This is a genomic window from Maridesulfovibrio spiralis (SeqCode), assembly GCF_048571135.1.
Lineage (GTDB): Bacteria > Desulfobacterota > Desulfovibrionia > Desulfovibrionales > Desulfovibrionaceae > Maridesulfovibrio > Maridesulfovibrio spiralis.
This window is the reverse complement of record NZ_CP182344.1, coordinates 2,967,580-2,987,619: the sequence shown is the minus strand read 5'-3', so window position 1 is coordinate 2,987,619 and position 20,040 is coordinate 2,967,580. Positions and strand designations below refer to the sequence as shown.

General features: G+C 48.1%; 15 protein-coding genes. 9 read left to right on the top strand and 6 right to left on the bottom strand.

The annotated features are described in order from the left end of the window. Positions 1 to 149 precede the first annotated feature (149 nt). A complete protein-coding gene (locus ACNI29_RS13380) occupies positions 150 to 1,916 on the top strand; it encodes a motility associated factor glycosyltransferase family protein (protein WP_419778869.1) in 1,767 nt (588 codons plus the stop codon). A 181-nt stretch (positions 1,917 to 2,097) separates the two neighbouring features. After that, entirely contained in the window at positions 2,098 to 2,619 is a 522-nt protein-coding gene (locus ACNI29_RS13375) for a hypothetical protein (RefSeq protein ID WP_419778868.1), read from the top strand. 41 nt (positions 2,620 to 2,660) lie between these two features. Here the strand turns inward: ACNI29_RS13375 and ACNI29_RS13370 are convergent, their stop codons facing one another. Together ACNI29_RS13370 and ACNI29_RS13365 are read right to left on the bottom strand one after the other, a co-directional pair. After that, the gene (locus tag ACNI29_RS13370) at positions 2,661 to 3,944 is read right to left on the bottom strand and encodes a sulfotransferase family 2 domain-containing protein (RefSeq protein ID WP_419778867.1); all 1,284 of its coding nucleotides are present in this window, start codon (positions 3,942 to 3,944) and stop codon (positions 2,661 to 2,663) included. 57 nt (positions 3,945 to 4,001) lie between these two features. Continuing rightward, positions 4,002 to 5,156, bottom strand: coding sequence for a TMEM43 family protein (locus ACNI29_RS13365; RefSeq protein WP_419778866.1), 1,155 nt, complete (start codon positions 5,154 to 5,156; stop codon positions 4,002 to 4,004). 145 nt (positions 5,157 to 5,301) lie between these two features. On the opposite strand from ACNI29_RS13365, the gene ACNI29_RS13360 reads away from it, so the two are divergent. From ACNI29_RS13360 to ACNI29_RS13345, 4 genes are all read left to right on the top strand, one after another. Continuing rightward, positions 5,302 to 5,529: a hypothetical protein gene (locus ACNI29_RS13360; RefSeq protein ID WP_320005856.1), complete on the top strand. Its 228-nt coding sequence runs from the start codon at positions 5,302 to 5,304 to the stop codon at positions 5,527 to 5,529. 4 nt (positions 5,530 to 5,533) lie between these two features. Beyond that, positions 5,534 to 6,160, top strand: coding sequence for a phosphatase PAP2 family protein (locus ACNI29_RS13355; protein WP_419778865.1), 627 nt, complete (start codon positions 5,534 to 5,536; stop codon positions 6,158 to 6,160). Between the two features lie 3 nt (positions 6,161 to 6,163). Beyond that, positions 6,164 to 7,801: an ArnT family glycosyltransferase gene (locus ACNI29_RS13350; RefSeq protein ID WP_419778864.1), complete on the top strand. Its 1,638-nt coding sequence runs from the start codon at positions 6,164 to 6,166 to the stop codon at positions 7,799 to 7,801. A 179-nt stretch (positions 7,802 to 7,980) separates the two neighbouring features. Continuing rightward, complete coding sequence (locus ACNI29_RS13345; RefSeq protein ID WP_419778863.1) at positions 7,981 to 9,201, top strand: HDOD domain-containing protein; 1,221 nt, start codon at positions 7,981 to 7,983, stop codon at positions 9,199 to 9,201. 62 nt (positions 9,202 to 9,263) lie between these two features. Here ACNI29_RS13345 and ACNI29_RS13340 read toward each other — a convergent pair whose 3' ends face one another. Further along, complete coding sequence (locus ACNI29_RS13340; RefSeq protein ID WP_419778862.1) at positions 9,264 to 10,913, bottom strand: NAD+ synthase; 1,650 nt, start codon at positions 10,911 to 10,913, stop codon at positions 9,264 to 9,266. A gap of 310 nt (positions 10,914 to 11,223) precedes the next feature. Between ACNI29_RS13340 and ACNI29_RS13335 the strand changes: the two genes are divergently transcribed. Further along, positions 11,224 to 13,905, top strand: coding sequence for a hybrid sensor histidine kinase/response regulator (locus tag ACNI29_RS13335; protein WP_419778861.1), 2,682 nt, complete (start codon positions 11,224 to 11,226; stop codon positions 13,903 to 13,905). Between the two features lie 102 nt (positions 13,906 to 14,007). Next, a complete protein-coding gene (locus ACNI29_RS13330) occupies positions 14,008 to 14,358 on the top strand; it encodes a hypothetical protein (RefSeq protein WP_419778860.1) in 351 nt (116 codons plus the stop codon). 58 nt (positions 14,359 to 14,416) lie between these two features. Here the strand turns inward: ACNI29_RS13330 and ACNI29_RS13325 are convergent, their stop codons facing one another. Next, positions 14,417 to 16,876: a glycogen/starch/alpha-glucan phosphorylase gene (locus tag ACNI29_RS13325; protein WP_419778859.1), complete on the bottom strand. Its 2,460-nt coding sequence runs from the start codon at positions 16,874 to 16,876 to the stop codon at positions 14,417 to 14,419. A 210-nt stretch (positions 16,877 to 17,086) separates the two neighbouring features. Here ACNI29_RS13325 and ACNI29_RS13320 point away from each other — a divergent pair, with 210 nt between their 5' ends. Next, a complete protein-coding gene (locus ACNI29_RS13320; protein ID WP_419778858.1) occupies positions 17,087 to 18,730 on the top strand; it encodes a DUF4301 family protein in 1,644 nt (547 codons plus the stop codon). Here the strand turns inward: ACNI29_RS13320 and ACNI29_RS13315 are convergent. Together ACNI29_RS13315 and ACNI29_RS13310 are read right to left on the bottom strand one after the other, a co-directional pair. After that, complete coding sequence (locus ACNI29_RS13315) at positions 18,664 to 19,311, bottom strand: ABC transporter ATP-binding protein (RefSeq protein ID WP_419778857.1); 648 nt, start codon at positions 19,309 to 19,311, stop codon at positions 18,664 to 18,666. The genes ACNI29_RS13320 and ACNI29_RS13315 overlap by 67 nt on opposite strands. After that, the gene (locus tag ACNI29_RS13310; RefSeq protein ID WP_419778856.1) at positions 19,311 to 20,006 is read right to left on the bottom strand and encodes an ABC transporter permease; all 696 of its coding nucleotides are present in this window, start codon (positions 20,004 to 20,006) and stop codon (positions 19,311 to 19,313) included. Before ACNI29_RS13310 ends, ACNI29_RS13315 begins: the two co-directional genes overlap by 1 nt. Between the last annotated feature and the right edge of the window lie 34 nt (positions 20,007 to 20,040).

The following is a 20,040-nucleotide window of genomic DNA, read 5'->3' as shown; positions in this document are numbered from 1 at the left end:
AAAACAAAAACAGACCGCGTCCTTTTTATTTCTGGCAATCATTTTGCATTTATAGGGCAGAGATCATCAGTCTGGTTGGAAAATCCGGGGCAAGGAATGAACCCGGCACAGCTACAGCTAATAAAAACAGTCTGCCAAGGACGGAACAAATGTCATCAGCCTATCCTTTTCTTAAAGACAACATCGAAGCTCTTGAAACATACAACCCGCCCTTTTACGCCTGGCTTAGCAGTCAGGATATTGACGAAGAGAAACTGAAAGAGTCGCTCTTCACTAATAAATTTCAAATTCTCGACTGGAAAATGGATAACGGTATCGGATTATTTGAAACCGTCCCGCCCAATGCCATTTACAACAGCTGGACCACCACTGAAAAGCCGGAAACCAGCGCCACTTTTATTGTAGGCTGTAACGTAGGCTACGGGCTTAACCATGTGCTGATGAACACACCGGACAGCCACAAAGTCATTGTTTCCGATCCTAACCCGGAAATGATCCTCGCCTGTCTGGGGCAGACCGACTACCGTCCTTTCATGAAGGCCGGCAAGCTCCACTTTTGCCCAATCGATGAAAACAGTCTGATGAGTATCATTAAAGACTTAGACCTTCAATTCGTATACGGCAGAATTTATTTGCGCCAGGACATGGCCAGCCAGCAGATTGGGCCTGAATACGCACGCTGGTCTACCGTAATCCGCAAGAGACTCGAATCGTTCACCGCGGAAATGACCACCCTGCGCCTTAAGCAGGACGTCATGGTCGGCAACGAACTTGATAATTTTTCACGCATCCTGAAAGACGGAAGCATCACCCCGCTCAAGGGAGCCGGACGCGGCATGAGTGCTGTGATCCTCGGTGCCGGTCCTTCTCTGGCCGAATTCGGGCCTGATCTGGCAAAAAATCCGGGACAGGCAATTTTCACAACCTCCTTGCAGGGTCTTCCAGCTGTGCAGAAAACAGGCATCAAGCCCCATTTCTGCATCGGTATTGACTACAACGCATCAATGGGCCGTGTTTACGATCAGCTGGACAGGGAATGGGCCAAGGACATCCCGCTCATCTACTCCTCCAAGCTGGATCACGAAGTACTCGCCAATTACCCCGGGCCGACCATTCCAATGTGGACCGTCGGCGGACTTGGAACTTTCGTTCTCGGCAACCATGAAGAAATTTTTGACGCAGGTAGTAACGTCAGTATCACACTGGCAAGATTCCTCGACTGGTGCGGATTCAACCACATCCTGATGGTCGGTCAGGACTTCGCATGGAAGGGCCGCAACTCTCACTCCGCAGGTCACCAGAACTCCGGTGCGAACTACAACCCGAACATGCTGGTTGAGCTTGAAAACGCAGATGGCGAGAAACTGACATCAACAGTGCAGTACATGACCTCCAAGAACGAGATGGAAGAGGATATCAAGAAGCTGCGCGCCCGGATATTCAACCTCTATGGTGGCTGTGCCGTGATTGAAGGTGCACGCAGTGTAGACATGCAGGAAGTGCATATGGAAGGACTGCTTTCAGCTGCTCCCGGAAGCATGGACTACTTCAAGACTGCCATGAATATGACTTCCACTCCGCGCCCGCTGCCCACTTTCGACCCGCGCAGCCCCAAGTGGACTTCATCGCTGAACCACGTAACCAAAAGGCTGGAAAAACTTTTCCGCAAACACGGCAAAAATCAGGAAGAAATCCACAGAGCACTGCATGAGGTCTATTTCTTCATCAGGCAGGACCTGCTCTACGTGCCTTACCTCTATAACGAAATTCTCGATATGGCAGGGCTGGCAAGGGCACAGTCCAACTACGCTCCCAAGGACCTGCCCCGCTACAAGCGGATAGTCAAAAAGATTCTGGGTAAAGTCCGCCACATGGACCGGGCAATCTGCATCAGCCCCAACCGCAAGGCGGCCTGAAAGGGTCAGCCCGAAAACAAAGTTCAATAAGCTTATCCATCATCATAGAAACTCCCCCGCAGCACCTGCCCGCTGCGGGGGAGTTTCGTTTTTTGATTTGCGGAAAAATAAACCCTCTTGACATTTATATCCAACAAGACATATTAGTCCAAAAATAATAATTTAAATATAGGAGATATTCATGATCAAATTAATGAAGACTATGTTTTTGGTGGCGGCTATGTTGTGTTTTATTACAGGTAGTGCTTTTGCACAGTGCACTTCGTGCGATTTCAATGCTCAGGGAAGTGCGCTTATTCCGCATATCAAAGGATATCGTACAGGCGGTTCTGGATCATTTTACACACGGCTCCACCTTTCAAACATTACCGATTGCAGCATTCAATGCAAAATCACCTTATATGATCAAAACGGAGCAGACGCTTCAAATCTCGGCAGCTACTACACTGTCGCATCCAATAATACTTGGCAATGGGCGGGTGATGGAGGAACTGCACTTACACTCCCCCCCCACTCTACTGTTATTTTTGAATTCACAAAAGATGCCATCCCAGACAAAATCATTGGTTACGGAAACATTAAATGGAACTCCAGCAACGGTAAACTGCAAAAAGCAATGCTAGGATCTGCACGTTATAACGAAACAGCAACAAGTATGGCTATGGGTGGAACCGTATATCTGAACAACGGAGAGCCTTTCTAAAATCAATTAGTCGGAGTCGTATTCAGCGAATGCGATTCCGACTACAAAAAATCATACCCGAAATTTATAAAATCCTGCTCATACCGTCTATTTACCAGCTCAATCAATTCCGGTGTGTAATAATCGTTAATATAATCTACCGAATTGGGACGTGACTTATTCTCATGCGGCACTTCTACCTCTTCCCCGATCATGGCAAAAAAATTTTTTATTTCTTCAGCATAATTTTCCATGTGTAGCATGGTAATGCCCTTGAGTAGACCTTCCGGGACAGTAAAAAATGACGTTTGGGAGATAAAATGTTCATCAGCAAATTCATCGGGGCAATTGCATACAAACCGACAAAATTCATCAAAATTAAAAGGTTTCACTACCTTCCCAAATGCACCATGAAATAAGCAGTCACTACCACACCGTTCAATGTAGGCATATAGTGAGGCAAGCCTTTCATAAGGATTACGGACAATCGCGAACTTATAATAATCTGCAAAAGAAGGATCAGTCACATCTACTTGGCAACGCAAATTATGATATAAATCACTTTCAACTGCATACTTGGCATGTAACTTCTCTAACAGACTAACAGCACTGGAAGAACCGTTCTTCGCAATTTCGAAGAACATAATCTTTCTGCTTTCAATCAAAGAAACCTTCTTAGTCCGCGCTGGCAGTTTAAATAATGATACAGACTTGCCATAATCAGAAGTCAAAACACGCAAAAGTTCTGCCAGATAGAACTGGTCACCGTTCACATCAATAAGAAAGACTTCAGTACAGGGATCAGAACCTATTTTTTGCAGCACAGCATCCAGCGATGATTTGGATGTATCAGGAAATAAACTTATTTTTTCAGCTGAGCCCAAGCAGGGCAATTCCTTTTTCAAAGCAGCAATACGTTCATGACTGTTGATGATTCCCAATGATTCTTCAGCAAAGCCAGTGGGTAAACCTGAAATAACTTGAACTTTATTAAAATCAACTAACCTCAACGACAGGTAAGTTTCAGCGAGGTCGACTTCTTTCCAATAAGCCAAGATATTCAATACTCCACGTTCTTCCAAACCATCTGCAATCTCTTTATAATGCATGGAAGCAATGACAACTTGCTGCTTATCAATATCCTTAACATCAGCCACATTTATTATTGGCAAAGTGAACAGCTCACCTGAATGCATAAAGCTGTCTATGAAACCCTTAATACGTATATCCGGACGCTTCCACCTCATATCCATAAATAAACGGCGTGCAGCCAACCCTACTCCGTATATATAAAGCTCGGAATTATCATCAATACGTTCAAAACCATCTATTATTTCGAATCCCAAAACAAACTCCTAAATGACCATAAAACTATATTTACGTATCAAAAAACTGATTACTAACTAAGAATCAACTTTCCTAATCCTAACCCCATACACTATCCCGGCACAAACCAGCATAGCCGCAACAACCACCCCGGCTGCGATTAACAGCCTGTAAAAAAGCCAGCCCAGCGCAATCACCAAAGCACCGAACAATAATCCGGCAATGATTGAAAACACGCCGAGTCCGAACTCCGTAATATTTCCCAGCAAAGGCAGAACATCAAAAAATACGGACACAGGTTTAAGGACCAGAAAGCAGCCGATTACGAGCGACAGAACTCCGAGTCCGCGTAATCCCCAAGTCAGACCCCGGTTTTTATCCATGTCATGGGCATACATTTCTGTTGCAGAGATATTCCCACGTTCCAGCATATAAATCTGGTAATCATCGGCAGTATTGTATGGCACAAGCTTGTTACCGCGCTGCTGAGCTACTACGCTGAACTGTCCCGGCTTTAGAATCGAAAAGGAAATACGCATGTCACCCAGCTCAGGAGCAAGCATAGAAGAATCACCGCTATGGCTGATGTAAATATCCCCTTCTTCCAAAAGCTTCGCCCCGCTGATGCCGGGCGGAAGTTTTTTAACCGGATAACTTTCATAATCATCCAGAGTATCGAACAATTCCGGGGCAAGGTCGAACTTCCCGATTTTCACGTTTTCAGCAATCCACTCCCTGTTTTTGTAAGGCATGGCCTTGGGATTCCCGTGCCCGGCCGGGACTTCAAACGTAGCTGAATCATTCAGTTCAGACGACCAGCCCTGAGTGTATGTGTAAGTAGTGGTTGTTTCAGTTCCACCGCCCGTCTTCTTTTCTGTTTCAGATTCAATATCTTCCTGCCACTGATACATCTGCACTTCGCGCTTAAGCCTCAGGGCTTTCAATTCAATACCGAAATCCTTATCCCGCAGCGGAGACGCAACAACTGCATCGCCGCTCATATGGATGACTTTCCCGTTATTTTCAGGATTCAATTCACCGGGGACAGCCTCAACTGTCATGGCTTCGCACTTTTCAAGATTATGGACGTAATCCAGATAGCGGCCCTCATTCCAGAACAGCAGCCAGCACCCGAAAACAAGCAGCGCAACACCCAGCAATGCTCCGGCCAGCGCAAAACCAAGCCGCTCAAACCATGAAGAAGATGTCACTTTGGTATAAGAATCGGTCATGCGAAAACCCTCCGGATAATAAGTTATCAACTAAGCAGCCACTTATCCAGCCAATAACAAAACTTAAGCGAGCAGTTAAATACCGTTCTGGAAAGACAGCAAACATTCCCTTGAATCCTCTCCCGTCAGCGTGTAAACCGTGCCCATGAGTGATAATAAGCAAGACATGCCATATATTATGGAAGACGGCACACTGGTTATCCCGTTCTCCTGCCCGGATCATGAATACAAGTACTGGAAAAAAGAAGGTAAAAAGCTTTCTGAAGTGCTTGCGGAACTAAATATGGACAAGGAGACATGGTATAAATTCACCACCGACAAACACCCGGACGATGCTCCTGCCAAGGAAGAATCCGCTGACGGCGAGGAGTAGGCAGTTGAATTCGTTCATTCATAAAAACCTGACCCTCTGCCACTATTTTCTGGGTTCCCTGCCGTTGATGATTATTTTCGCGGCCCTGTATTTCAATTTCGGCAGTGAAGCGGAAGTACTGGCTTTTTTCAAAGCCCATGCACAGGCCAACCCGGATCTTAAATCTTTTGCCAAAATCGTGACCAACTGGGGCAATGCCTGCTTTTACCCCATCTACCTCTGGTTTCTGATCACCGGCATCAGGCAGCGCAAAACCGATAAATCCCGGTTGCGCTTTGCTCTTGTATTTCTTGCGGTACAGCTGATTGTCAGTCTGCTTACCGTGCGCTTCCTGAAGATGGCTATCGGTAAACCCCGTCCGGGCGAAGGACCGTTCTTCGAGCCTTTTTCCACCCGTGGATCATACCACTCCATGCCTTCGGGCCATACTTGTGAAATTTACGGGGCCAGCCTGCCCCTTATTCTGCGTTACCGGAACCTGCTGCTGACTTTAGGGCTGGGTATTTTTGCCGCAGCTGTGGCTTTCAGCCGCATTTACCTCAACTGGCACCACCCCAGTGACGTTCTCTGCGGCTGGATGCTTGGATCAGTGGCCGGATTCGCAATTCACCTTTTCTCCAGAGAGGACTAGCCCATGCGCTACGAAAAAAGACCGTTTATCTGGGACATCATGGAAACCAATCCATGGCTCAGCGTCCTGTTCATTCTCTTCCTGCAGTCCATCTTCACCATGGACTACCGTTCCCTGTGGTTTTCCGATGAAGTCCGATATGCCGATGTCTACACCCAGATGAAGGATGCCGGGCACTGGCTGGTCATGTACCTGAACGGTGTGGCCTACCCGGACAAACCTCCGGTTTACTTCTGGTTCATGGCACTGGTCGACACCCTGACCCCGGCAGACGGCAATGCCGTATTCTTTCTCAGCTCCGCCCTGTCTGCGGCTTTCTTCCTGTTCTCCACTGTATGCCTTGCCCGTACTCTGGGCTGCGGACGAAAGACGGCACTCGCTACCGGGCTGGTTCTGCTGAGCAATGTCTTTTTCATCGGCATCGCCCATTATTCACGCATGGACCTGCTCTTCGGCGGTTTCATCCTCTGGGCCAACATCTGCATGTTCAAGGGATTCCAGAAACGCGAATCCGGGAAATACTTTCTCTGGGCATTCGGATTCATGGGTATCGCCACACTGACTAAAGGACCTCTTGGACTCATCTTTCCCCTGCTCACCGCAGCCTGCTTCCTGATCTGGAAAGGTCAGGCAGGACTCCTGCGTGACAAGGCACTGCTCAAAGGACTTGGTGTCCTGCTGGCAATCCTGCTGGCCTGGGTTGTGGGTGCGATTATCGTGGACGGCACAGCCTTCATCCACAATATCTTCTACAAGCAGATCTACCAGCGTGCGGTCAGCTCCTTTCACCATGAAGAACCTTTCCAGTACTACCTGATTGCCTTTCCGCTGGCATGGCTGCCGTGGACTCTGGCGATATTTGCCGCTCCGGTGAAAAAAATATTCAGCATCGAGCACTGGGTGAAAGTCACTGCCGAACGCAAGGACACCGAGAATGCGGGGCGTGACTGGGCGTGGATCATGTTCATCAGCGGTTTTGTTCTGCTGACCTGCCTGAGCATCAAGGTACTGATCTACATCCTGCCCCTTTTCGCTCCCCTTGCCATGCTCACCGCACGCGGCCTGTTCGGTGAAGGCGGAGAGGAGCCTGTCCTCAACTCCAAAAAACTCTGGACCGCCATCGGCGGATTCTACCTGCTCCTCGCAGTGGCTGCACCTTTTGCGGAAGTATTCATTCCCTTTGATATCACACTGAACGGACTGGGCTTCACCGTCCTGATCATGGGACTGGCCGGACTGGCCCTGCTCAAATTCAAGGAAAGCGGTGCTTACAAAGGCCTGCTGGTTATGACCGCAGCCATGGTGCTCTGGCTCCAGCCGCTGGCCCTGCTGACCCTGCCTTCCCTTGATCCGCTCATAAGCCCCCGCCAGACCGGAGAAATGATGAAGGAATACATCGCAGAGGGCAGCTATCCCATGGCGCATAAGATTTATTCCGGCATATTCTCTTACTACGCCGGGACCAATATTCATGAGACCAGTGACTACGCGGATATCGAGAAAGCCCTTGCGGAAAAGGATAACGTAATTCTGGTCATGCAGAAAAAATACTATGACCGCTGGGAAAACCGCCCGGAAGGACTGACCATCGTCAATGAGCAGTTCATCTCCGACCGGCCTTACCTGCTGCTGAAAAAATAAAACAGACTTGCTGTACCGCAGGCAGACGGTACTTTCTAAAAATCATAAATCCCCGCTCCGACATGTTCCGGAGCGGGGATTTTCATTTACCAAAACAGCTTGGGCGTGGTATCGTTCAATTATCAACTCAGAATCCAACGACAACACATCCAATACATTTCATGTGCGCGGGGAGTACCATGAGCCGATCCAAGAATATCCTGTTTATTGACACAGATAAATCGCAACTCAAAAATCTGGAAAATAATCTGTCATCCATAAACAAAAGGTGGACCATACACTTCGCGTCCACAGCAGATGAGGCCATGGCTCACTTACGGACCTGCCCCTTTGATGTCATTGCCTCCGACTTTTGCGTTGAAGGATTTCAGGGCAGTGAACTGCTTGATGAAATCAAAAAGAGACAGCCGGGCAGCATAAGATTCATTATCTCCGAAACCATCAATTCGGAGAACTGTCTGCAATATATCGGCTATGCGCATCAGTTTGTAACCAAACCGTATGAACCTTCAGAACTCATCTTACTGATCAAAAAAAGCCTGCGCCTCAAAAATATTTTCCTGAATGAACGGGCAGCCAAGGGTGTGGCTTCCATTGAAGACCTGCCTTCCCTGCCGGACCTTTACATCACCCTTGAAAAGGAACTTCGCAAGGAAGATGTAATAATCAGCGATATCGGCAAGCTCATCGGACAAGACGTGGGCATGACTGCGGGACTGCTGAAACTGGTTAATTCACCATTCTTCGGACTATACTCCAAAGTAACCAAGCCGGAACAGGCTGCTACCCTGCTGGGTCTGGACAACCTAAAAGGGCTGGTTCTTGGAATCCACCTTTTCAACTCCACCAAGGAAGTCAACATCGACTTCTCAATCAAGGATCTCGGACTGCACTGCCAGTACACAGCACTGATGGGGCGGGCTATCATCAAGGCCGAGGGCGGCAGCAACGAGCTTGCCGAACACACCTTCCTTGCCGGGTTCATGCATGACATCGGCAAGCTGGTACTGGCCACGTCCTACACTGAAGAATACGCCACCATCCTGAGCATCGTACGCGGTGAAAACATGCCGATTCAGGAAGCGGAAAGGGACATCCTCGGTTTCACTCACGCCGAAGTAGGGGCCTATCTGCTGGCAATCTGGGGATTTGACGAGGATATTATCGAGGCCATTTACTGCCACCACGAACCGCAACGGCTGGGCAGTACGGATTTAAGCCCGGCAGTAGCCATCCATGTGGCCAATTCCTTTGACCACGAGCTACGCGTAACACATGACAATTATGCCCCGCACCTGCTTTCTGCCGAATGGCTGGAGCAGAACAACTTCAGCCATAAACTTCCTGAATGGCTGCAAATCTGCGCTGAAATAATGGAAGACTCCACTGCCGAACAATAGGAAACGCCCATCAAATCCATATGGATAAGATGGGCGCATTTTTTGTACTCAAATCCGGCCTGCTATCCGGTAAAACGGCAGGCAATCGGCATTCTCCAACCTGTGCCAAATGCCCGCGAAGTTATCTTGAGGCCCGGTGCGGCCTGTTTGCGTTTGAATTCCGAGATCCTGATCAGACGCAGAACATGCTGCACGGTTTCAGGATCAAATCCTGTCTCGGCGATGATCTCACTTTCAGCCTTATGGCCCTCTACACGCAACTCAATGATACGGTCCAGAACATCATAAGGCGGCAGGGAATCTTCGTCTTTCTGCCCCGGACGCAGTTCAGCGGACGGCGGCTTCTCAATGATCGCAACCGGAATAACTTCACCCCTGCCCTGCTCGTTGAGCCAGCGGCAGACCCGGAAAACAAGGGTCTTGTAAAGATCGGAAATAACAGCCAGCCCTCCGGCCATATCACCATAGATAGTGCAGTAGCCTACAGCCAGCTCACTTTTGTTACCGGTTGTGACCAGCAACGCACCAATCTTGTTTGAAATCGCCATGACCAGATTACCGCGGATACGGGACTGAATGTTTTCCTCGGTCACGTTGGCCGGCAAACCTTTAAAGGTCGGGGCCAGAGCTTCTTCAAACTGCCCCATAAGCTTATCGATGGGAATCGTGGTACAATTGATGCCGATATTTTCCACAAGATCGAGGGAATCATCCACACTGCCTTTACTGGAATAAGGAGAAGGCATAAGCACTCCGGTGACATTTTCCGGACCAATGGCTTCGGCGGCAACAGCAGCGGTCAGGGCTGAATCGATTCCACCGGAAAGCCCAAGCACAACCTTGCTGAATCCGGTCTTACCGAGATAGTCGCGCAGTCCCAGAACCATAGCCTGCCAAGCTTCAGCTTCCTCACAGAAATCATCGTCTTCAATACGCCCCGTAGAGCAGTCAGACTCCACGATGACCACATCAGCCTTGAACCCATTGCCGCGTGCAACCAGATCTCCATCAGTGTTGAAAGCACAGCTGCGTCCGTCAAAGACCAGATCATCATTACCGCCGACCTGATTGGCATAAAATACCGGAACCTTATACTTGGAAGCAATGTCGCCGAGCAGCTGTTCGCGAACCCGCTGCTTGCCGATACTGAACGGCGAAGCGGAAAGGTTGACCAGCACATCGGGTTCCATTTCCATGATTTCGGGTATGGGATTGCTGCCGTAGCGGCGACCGTTGCGGTTCTCACGGTCATTCCAGACATCCTCACAGATGGTCACACCGATTTTCACGCCGTCATATTCAAAGAAATTTATATTCTCGGTAGGCTCAAAATAGCGTTGCTCATCAAAAACATCGTAGGTGGGCAGCAGCCATTTATAAAAAACCTTGGGAACTGCCCCGCTCTCAATCAACCATGCAGCGTTTCGCAGGGGATTACCTATCCCTTCATGGTTGAGATCCACACCACCGGCCAGCAGAGCCACACCATCAGGCATGCGCCGGGATATTTCAGAAACCGCTTCACGGCAGCGAGCAACAAAATCAGCATTAAGCAACAGATCCCGCGGCGGATATCCGGTCAAGGCCAGTTCTGAAGTAATACAAAGTCGCGCACCACGTTCAGCCGCTTTATGCACTCCATCAAGAATGAGTTCCACATTACCTTCGAGATCACCAACTGTCAGGTTGAGCTGCAACAGGGCTATTTTCATTGATTCATGTCCGTCCTTAGATATTTGGAATGCAGAATAACTAACGGTTGAAGCAGAACTTGTCCATCGTCAGCATTCAAATAATTTCCAAAGGCGGAAACTGTTTACCTTGCACAGAATATTCCGGAATGCTAAACAATTGTCTATATCTATATCAGGATTGAAACTTTACTGCCAACTTGTCACCACTGGATTCAAATTGATAAAAATAGATAAAGTACAAACCAAAATCGGGATACTGATTGTTGCTATCTCGCTAGTTTCATTCATTGTCTCAGGGGCTTATGACTACAGCGCCATGCGGAGGGACATGCTCAATGAGCTCAACCAGAAAGCCGACGGACTGGTTGAAAGACTTTCTGAATCACTGATCACCCCACTCTGGAACGTTGATCAGGCAGCTATCAACCGCATCCTACTATCTGAAATGAACGATAAACGCATTAAGGCCATTCTGGTAACCGAAGATAACGGAAACAATGTTTTTGCTGGAAAAATTCGTAACGAATCATGGAATATAGTTGATTTTAAAACATGGCCCATCGGTAAATTCGTTAAACGAAAAGCTGAAATTTCCATCATGAACCAGCCTATCGGGGCTGTAGAAATATTCCTTTCTCCAAAATTCGTCGACGATGAACTATACCACTCCATTCTCAGCTCGCTGTTACGTACGGTCATGCTTGTTTTACTGATTAACTTAGCCCTGTTCATAACCATGCGCCGGGTTCTAATCTCGCCCATTGCGAAACTCAGCCAGACAGCGCGGCAGATTTCACTGGATAAAAACTACAGCGCATGGGTGCAGATTGAATGTAAAGGTGAAATGGAAAGCCTTGTAGCAAACTTCAATAATATGCTGCAACAGATTGAAGAACAGGACCTGAAACTGAAGCAATACAGTGGACAGCTACAGGAAAAAATCCACCAAAGTAACAAGAACCTCGAAAACAGCTACCGGGAACTGAAAATTATCAACCGCGAACTGGAAGTGGCAAGGGACGCCGCAGAGGCCGCATCAAAATCAAAAAGTGAATTCATGGCTAACGTGAGCCATGAAATACGCACTCCGATGAACGCCATTATCGGTATGGCGGACCTGACTATGGAAACTCCGCTCTCCCCCAAGCAGCGTGAATTCCTGAATATAATAATCAGCTCCGGTAAGGTTCTGCTGCGACTGATCAATGACATCCTTGATTTTTCAAAAATTGAAGCAGGCAAACTCAATCTGGAAGAAGTCAGCTTCAACCTGCACCAGCTCATCCACGACATCAGCGACCTGTTTGTTGAGCAGATGGTTGCATCGCAGACTGAGTTGGTAATCGACATCAGACCGGGAGTACCACAACGAATCATAGGCGACCCCTTGCGCCTGCGTCAGGTACTGATCAATATAACTGCTAACGCTTTCAAATTTACAACCAAAGGTGAAATCATCATCACCGTTTCTGCAGATAAATTAAATTCCCGCAAGGCTGAAATAGTTTTCGCCATCAAAGATACCGGAATCGGGATACCTGAAGACGTGCAGCCGCACCTTTTCGAAGCCTTCAAACAAGCCGACGGTTCCACTACCCGCAAATACGGCGGAACAGGTCTGGGATTGTCTATCTCGAAACGTATTGTCGACCTTATGGGCGGTAATATCTGGTTTCGCAGCAAACCGGACGAAGGCAGCACTTTCTTCTTCACTATTACACCCAATGTGGCAGCCGAACCCGTAAATAAGGAATTCACCCTGCCTGAGAATCTGCAAGGAGCACCTGTTCTTGTTGTGGATGACAACTTCGCAGTACGCAGTGTATTAGTCCGCTATCTCAAGCTGTTCGGCCTCAAGCCCGTAAGTGTTCCCGATGCGGAAAAAGCAATGGAACTCATTCGTGAGCATGAAAACAATCAATTCAAGCTGGTCATCATAGACCTCAGACTCCCCGGTATGAACGGCGACGAAGCCAGCATTGAAATCCGGAAGTCATACAGTAAAGAAGAACTGCCAATCCTGATGATCACCTCCACGGAGTTGAACACTGCTATCGTCAAAGCCCAGAACGCCCAGATCAACAAAATGATCAGCAAGCCCCTTAAACAGATAACCCTCTTCAATTCAATACTGGACACTTTTGGCTATGATATCCCCAAAGAATACGCGCAAAAGCCTTCCAAACCGGTTAAAAACGAGCTCAAAGATTACCGTCTGCTTCTGGTTGAAGACAACCCCATCAACCAGCAGGTAGCCGAACAGATTCTGCTGCCGACAGGGATTGCAATTGATTCTGCCTCCAATGGTAAAGAGGCCACCAGAATGGTGCAGGAAACAAAGTACGATATTGTCTTGATGGATATCCAGATGCCGGAAATGGACGGTTATGAAGCCACAGCCAAGATCAGGAATGAATTGGGAATGACAGAGTTGCCGATCATTGCCATGACAGCCCACGCTATGCGCGGGGATAAGGAAAAGTGCCTTGAAGCGGGAATGGACGAATATATCCCCAAACCAATTGATAAAGAGCATATGATCAACACTCTCCGTGCCCAGATCGCAAAACGGAACCCCATAACCCCAGGACACGTTAAGCAGGAGTCTGACCATACACCTGCCCCGGAAACAATCTCCACGGAAAGCTCCGTCAATAATGCCGGGGGCAGTAAAATAAACATGGAAGAAGTGCTGGAACGCATTGGCGGCGACATGGATATTCTGGTCAGCATTCTACGTAACTTCCGGGATTACAACCGGGATTTCAACAAAGATATGCGCATACTGCTGCAAAACAACCAGCTCAAGGAAGCCGGAGAAAGAGCCCACACCTTGAAAGGCTCTGCAGCAAACATATCTGCACAAGAGCTGGCTATGGCGACTCTTGAGCTTGAAAAAGCCTGTAAATCAAACCTGAAAGATGAGGCTATGCAGGCTTTGGAACAGACTTCCACTCAACTGGACCTGCTGTTTGAAGAGATAACAACTCTGGAAAAAGATTATGTCTGATTTCGTAGCCCAGTCCGGTCAGCATATTCATGCAGTTGAAATAAAATCATATTTGAGGCAGAAATCATCAATCAATCTTGACTGTAAAAAAGGATTTCAAATATGGCATTAATGTTCGGAAGCCCGAGTCGCAAGCCCAGCAGAACCATTGAGGACGCCAAAAAAGACCAGCGTCTTGATATGGCCCGCAACCTGTATCTGGGCGGCAAAGTGAAGATAGTAACCACCGAGGAAGTTCCCAACCGGGAAGTACTCGGTACATTCGGCCTCATAGTCTGCCGGAGCTATAATTTTGACAACGCTTTTTACGGCCTCATCGCACAGGCGATTGATGCCAATGCCGACGCCATCGTCTGCTACCGTGAATCTGTTTCCTTCCACCCTGAAGGGGACAAATTTTATTCCTGTTATGGAACAGCCGTACGCTTGAAAAAAGTAAAGCAGCCGAAATAGTAAAAAGCAGGGGATGCTTGCCAACATTCCCTGCTTTTTGTTTCGAGACTTTCAACCATTAAACCGGTTTAATATTCCATATATCTTCTGCATACTCGCGCATGGTTCTGTCTGTTGAGAACTTGCCCATGCGCGCTGTATTCAAAATAGCCTTTCCTGCCCACAGCTCTCTGTCTGCATAATCCTTATCAATTCGTTTCTGCGCCGCAACATAAGCTTTGAAGTCTGCCAGATGCATATACTGCTCATTATCCGAGAGCAGCTTATCCACCACCCAGTTAAACAAGCCCGGCTCATCAAGTGAAAACCTGTTCTTCAGCATGGCGTTGAAGACCTGACGTAATTCCGGGGCCTGATTGTATATTTCGCGCGGACGATAATCTCCATTGTGCAAGGCCTTTTCGACCTCCTCCTGCTTCAGCCCGAAGAGATAAAAATTATCCTCCCCGACCTCTTCCAGCATCTCAATGTTCGCTCCGTCATAAGTGCCGAGGGTCAAAGCGCCATTCATGGCAAACTTCATATTACCGGTTCCCGAAGCCTCAGTTCCGGCAGTTGAAATCTGTTCGCTTACATCACAGGCCGGAATAATTTTCTCGGCAAGTGAAACACGGTAATCGGGAATAAAGGCCACTTTGATCAATCCCTTTACACGGGAATCGTTATTAACCACTTCGGCGACAGAATGAATCAACTTGATTATCTGCTTGGCCTCCCAATAACCGGGGGCAGCCTTGCCTGCAAAGATAAATGTCCGTGCACAGGAAGGTTCTACTTCGTTATCCACCAGCTCAAGATAAATGTGCATGATATGCATTATATTCAGCAGCTGCCGCTTGTATTCATGAATCCGCTTGGCCTGAATATCAAAAATTGAATCAGGGGAAACATCAATATCAAGCGTAGCCTTGATATAGTTGGCGAGACGGACTTTATTGGCCCGCTTGGCTTCCATGAAACGTTTCCTGAAACCTTTGTCGTTGACCAGACCTTCGAGCCTTCGCAATTCATCAAGATCAGTTATCCAGCCCTTGCCCAGAAAGTCCGTCAGCAGATCCGCAAGTTCCGGATTGGCCTTAAGCAACCAGCGCCGGGGAGTGACTCCATTGGTCTTGTTGTTGAATTTTTGCGGCTCCAGCTCACTGAAATCAGGAAACAGCCTCGTCTTGACCAGCTCCGAATGCAATTCAGAGACACCGTTCACTGAATGGGAACCGATTACTGCAAGGTTTGCCATGCGCACTTTTCTAGTCCCCTCTTCACAGATCAGGGACATACGCCGGAACTTTTCAGTATCACCGGGATATTTTTCTTCGACCTTCTTCAAAAAACGGCTGTTGATTTCATAAATGATCTGCAAATGACGGGGCAGAACCTTTTCAATCAAGGAAACAGTCCAAAGTTCAAGAGCTTCCGGGAGCAGGGTGTGGTTGGTGTAGGCGCAGGTGGAACGGGTAATGTCCCATGCCTTTTCCCACTCAATACGCCTTTCATCCACAAGGTAACGCATCAGTTCCACAACGGTCAGGGCCGGATGGGTGTCATTAAGCTGGATGGCAACGTAATCCGCAAGCTCTTCAAAATTCTTGTTCTGAGCCATGAACCTGCGCGTAATATCACGCAACCCACAGGCCACCAGAAAATACTCCTGCACCAGCCGCAATTCCTTACCAAAAGAAACAGACTCGGTAGGATACAGAACCTTTGAAACCATTTCGGACTCAATCTTGCGCTGCACCGCGCGGATGTAGTCACCGTGGTTAAAAATATCCATATCGAAATTTTCAGAAGCACGGGCAGCAAACAGACGCAGGTAATTGACCGTCTTACCACCATACCCGACAATAGGAATATCATACGGAACACCGATAATATCATCCCAGTCCACCCACATGGGCAGATACTCACCGCTTGGTGACACAGCATTCTCCACCCTCCCGTACAGGGGAACAATCACAGACTGGTCAGGGCGTGCAATCTGAAGGGGCATACCGTCTTTCATCCAGTAATCAGCCAATTCGCGCTGGTATCCGTTCTGTATAGACTGCCGGAACAGGCCGTACTCGTAGTGGATACCGTAACCGCAACCGGGCAAATCTAGTGTAGCTAGGGAATCAAGAAAACAGGCTGCCAGTCGGCCAAGCCCCCCGTTTCCAAGAGCAGGATCACGCTCACTGGCCCGAACCTCATCAAGGTCGAACCCCAGATCTTTGAAAATATCCTCGCACACATCCAGCAATTCCATATTGCAAAGGGAATTACCAAGACAACGGCCCAACAGGTACTCAATGGAAAAATAGTACATCCTCTTGGCTTTAACCTTGCGGTAGCGGTCACGGGTATCAATCATCCGCTCAACCAACCTGTCACGCAGGGCCAGCGCCAAAGCCTTTCCGACATCCCATTCACTGGCATCCTTCACTTCCTTGCTGAGTGAATAGATTACGTGATCCCGGATATCCGAGGTTAAACTTTCGCGGTCATTTTTCTTTCTAACCTTAAAACTACCCTTCTTCATGGCTCCTCCTGCTGCTCCCGCATTCCAAAATTATTCAGATGATAACAGCTAGGAAGAGCTAAATCCACTTTAAACATTCAGTCCAACAAAGAATAAACATTTTCATTTCGAGTAATAGCGCACGGCTTAGTAAAGTGTTATAAGCGAATTAACAAAAACCCAAATTACAATAAAAAAAACGTAAGACATACCCAGCGCAGGAGAAACCTGATGAAATCTTCAAACAAAAAAGACAACAACAAAGACTTTGAGTCCGTCATCAGAGAAGCCGAAAAAATCATCCAGCAAATCATCCACAGCGGCGTGGCCGAAGAGACCATTGTTGAGCAGATTCGAAGATTCCGTTCAGGATTTCCCAGCACCCCGTTGCTCCGGCCATGCACTCCTGGCGATGGGATAACCGTCATTGATGTACAGCAACAATCCGCACTGCTGAAGTCATACAAACAGGCAGTAAATGAAGGGCGGATCACAAAATTCGTTCCCGCTTCCGGAGCAGCTACACGCATGTTCAAATCACTGCTCGCAGTCTATAATTCTGACAAAGACGAACTGCCCGACCTTAGCGGAAATGATGAGAACACACTTTTCTGCCGAAAATTCATTGCTTCTCTTCCGAAATTCGCTTTCTACGGTGAGTTAAAAAAACTGATGGCTGATAACGGAGCTGACCTTGAGAATGCCTGTCGGGACATGGATTTCAGGACCATACTGCATTACGTACTCAGCCCTGAAGGAATGGACTTTGGAAGCCTGCCCAAAGGCCTTATCCCGTTCCACAGCTATGACGAATATTCCCGAACCCCGTTCGCAGAACACATTGCCGAGGCAGTAGAATATGCTCAAGACACCGAAAACAAAGCCCGCATGCATTTCACAGTAGCTCCGCAACACCGGGAAAGAATTGAAAAGCATGTAGCCGAAAGTATCAAAAGATATCCGGAAATTGAGTTCCACATCACATATTCAGAGCAGCGCAAGCAGACCAACACAATTGCAGTGGACCTCAACGGGGAAGGATTCCGCACCGATGACGGGAAGCTACTATTCAGGCCCGCAGGTCATGGTGCGCTGTTAATCAACCTCAATGAACTTGAGGGGGACATCGTATTCCTTAAAAACATCGACAATGTCGTCCCGGATCATCTGAAAGCTGACACTTTCAAATACAAAAAGCTTCTGGGCGGTCTCTTGGTCAGGCTGCAAAACGAGACATTCGGATATGTGCGCCAACTCAAAGAAAGTAATGTCAGCAGAGAAGGGCTGGCTAAAATAGAAAAGTTCACCACGGATAAATTAGCGATACCGCTTCCTGATAATTACGACTCCATGACTACGGAACAAAAACAGGTCTGCCTGCTTTCCAAACTGCATCGCCCGATCAGGGTTTGCGGAATGGTTGAGAACACAGGAGAACCCGGCGGAGGGCCGTTTTGGGTTGCTGATTATGAAGGAATTCCAGCAAAACAGATTGTGGAAAAAAGTCAGGTCGACCTTGATGATCCCGGTCAGGCCGAATGCATGAAAAAAGCCACGCATTTTAATCCGGTGGACATCATCTGCGGACTGCGTGACTTTGAAGGCAAGCCTTTCAACCTGCTGGAACGGATAGACCGCGACACAGGGTTTATTTCGGTAAAATCAAAAGACGGCAAGAATCTGAAAGCAATGGAACTTCCCGGGCTCTGGAATGGCTCCATGGCGGACTGGATAACTATATTTGTTGAAGTACCGCTGTCTACATTTTCACCGGTAAAAACGGTCAACGACCTGCTAAAAGCAGAACATCAACCGTCAATGCGACCGGCGGAAAGCTTGAAAATGGTATCCGAGACCTCTTCCAACCAAAGGTGATCGTGACTCACGATAACTAGAGTGGTCCCCTGATCTTCACGGGAAGAAACAGCCGCATGGTGAATCAGCTGCGTTGATTCCATATCAAGGCTGGCCGTAGGTTCATCGAGCAGAAGAACACGCGGCCGCAGTGCCAGACGAGCTGCCAGCGCAACCCGCTGGGCTTCTCCACCGGAAAGTTCAAACCAATTGCGGTGCATGAATTTATCCGGCTCCAGCCCAACGCGTGAAAGGGAATCACAAACCTTGTCGCTGATATTCTTTTCACCGCGAAGCTCAAGGCCGTAAGCCACGTTTGCAGCAACGGAACGCTTTAGAAGATAGGGTTCCTGAGTGAGCATGGTGACTTCACGCCTCAGCCACAATTCGGGTTCGGAAATATTTTTACCGTCGTAAAATAAATTGCCGGAATCTGGACTCTCCAGAAAGGCAAGCATGCGCATGAGTGTACTCTTACCGCTGCCATTGTGCCCTGCAAGCCCGACGATAGAGCCTTCGGCTACTCTGAAATCACTTATGCAAAGGACCAACCGTCCGTTGTAGCGCTGACTGATATTGTCCAGCCTGTACAAATCCTTCATTACTGGCCCGCCCTTTTTCTGACCCCGGACATGGAATAGTTAACCGCAAAGGCAATCATCATAAGCACCAGCCCCAAAGCAATGCCCATGGCAAACTCCCCCTTGCCGGTTTCAAGGGCAATGGCAGTGGTGATGGTCCGGGTATGCCATTTGATATTCCCGCCGACCATCATGGAAATTCCGATTTCAGAAACAATACGCCCATAAGCTGCTGCTGCCGCCAAGATGAGGCTGTAACGCGCTTCCCAAAGAGTGGTCCGTAAAATCTGGTTATGGGAAGCACCGAGAGTAAGCAGGGTATGTTTAAGGCGCAGATCAAGATTCTCCACCGCGGTCGCCATCATGGCGATAACAATGGGCAAACCGAGCAAAGTCTGTCCCACAGCAATACCGGGAATGCTGAACAGCAATTCCATTTCGCCCATAGGGCCACGGCGTGACAGCATCGCATAGACCAGCAGACCAATCACAACTGTCGGGAAAGAAAGCAGGGTATCGGCAATCAAGCGTAATGCTCTTTTGCCGGGAAATTCGTGATAACCGAGGAGAAAACCCAACGGCGCACCGATGATCAAGGTGGCACTAATGGAAATAGTGGTTACGCAAATAGTGGTATAAATGGCGGAATATGTTTCGGGATCAGCCGAAAACAATAAAACAAATGCCTGCCAAAAACCGTTTAAAATGAAATCCATAAATTAAGTAAGCCTCCCCTTTATCTGTAAAACA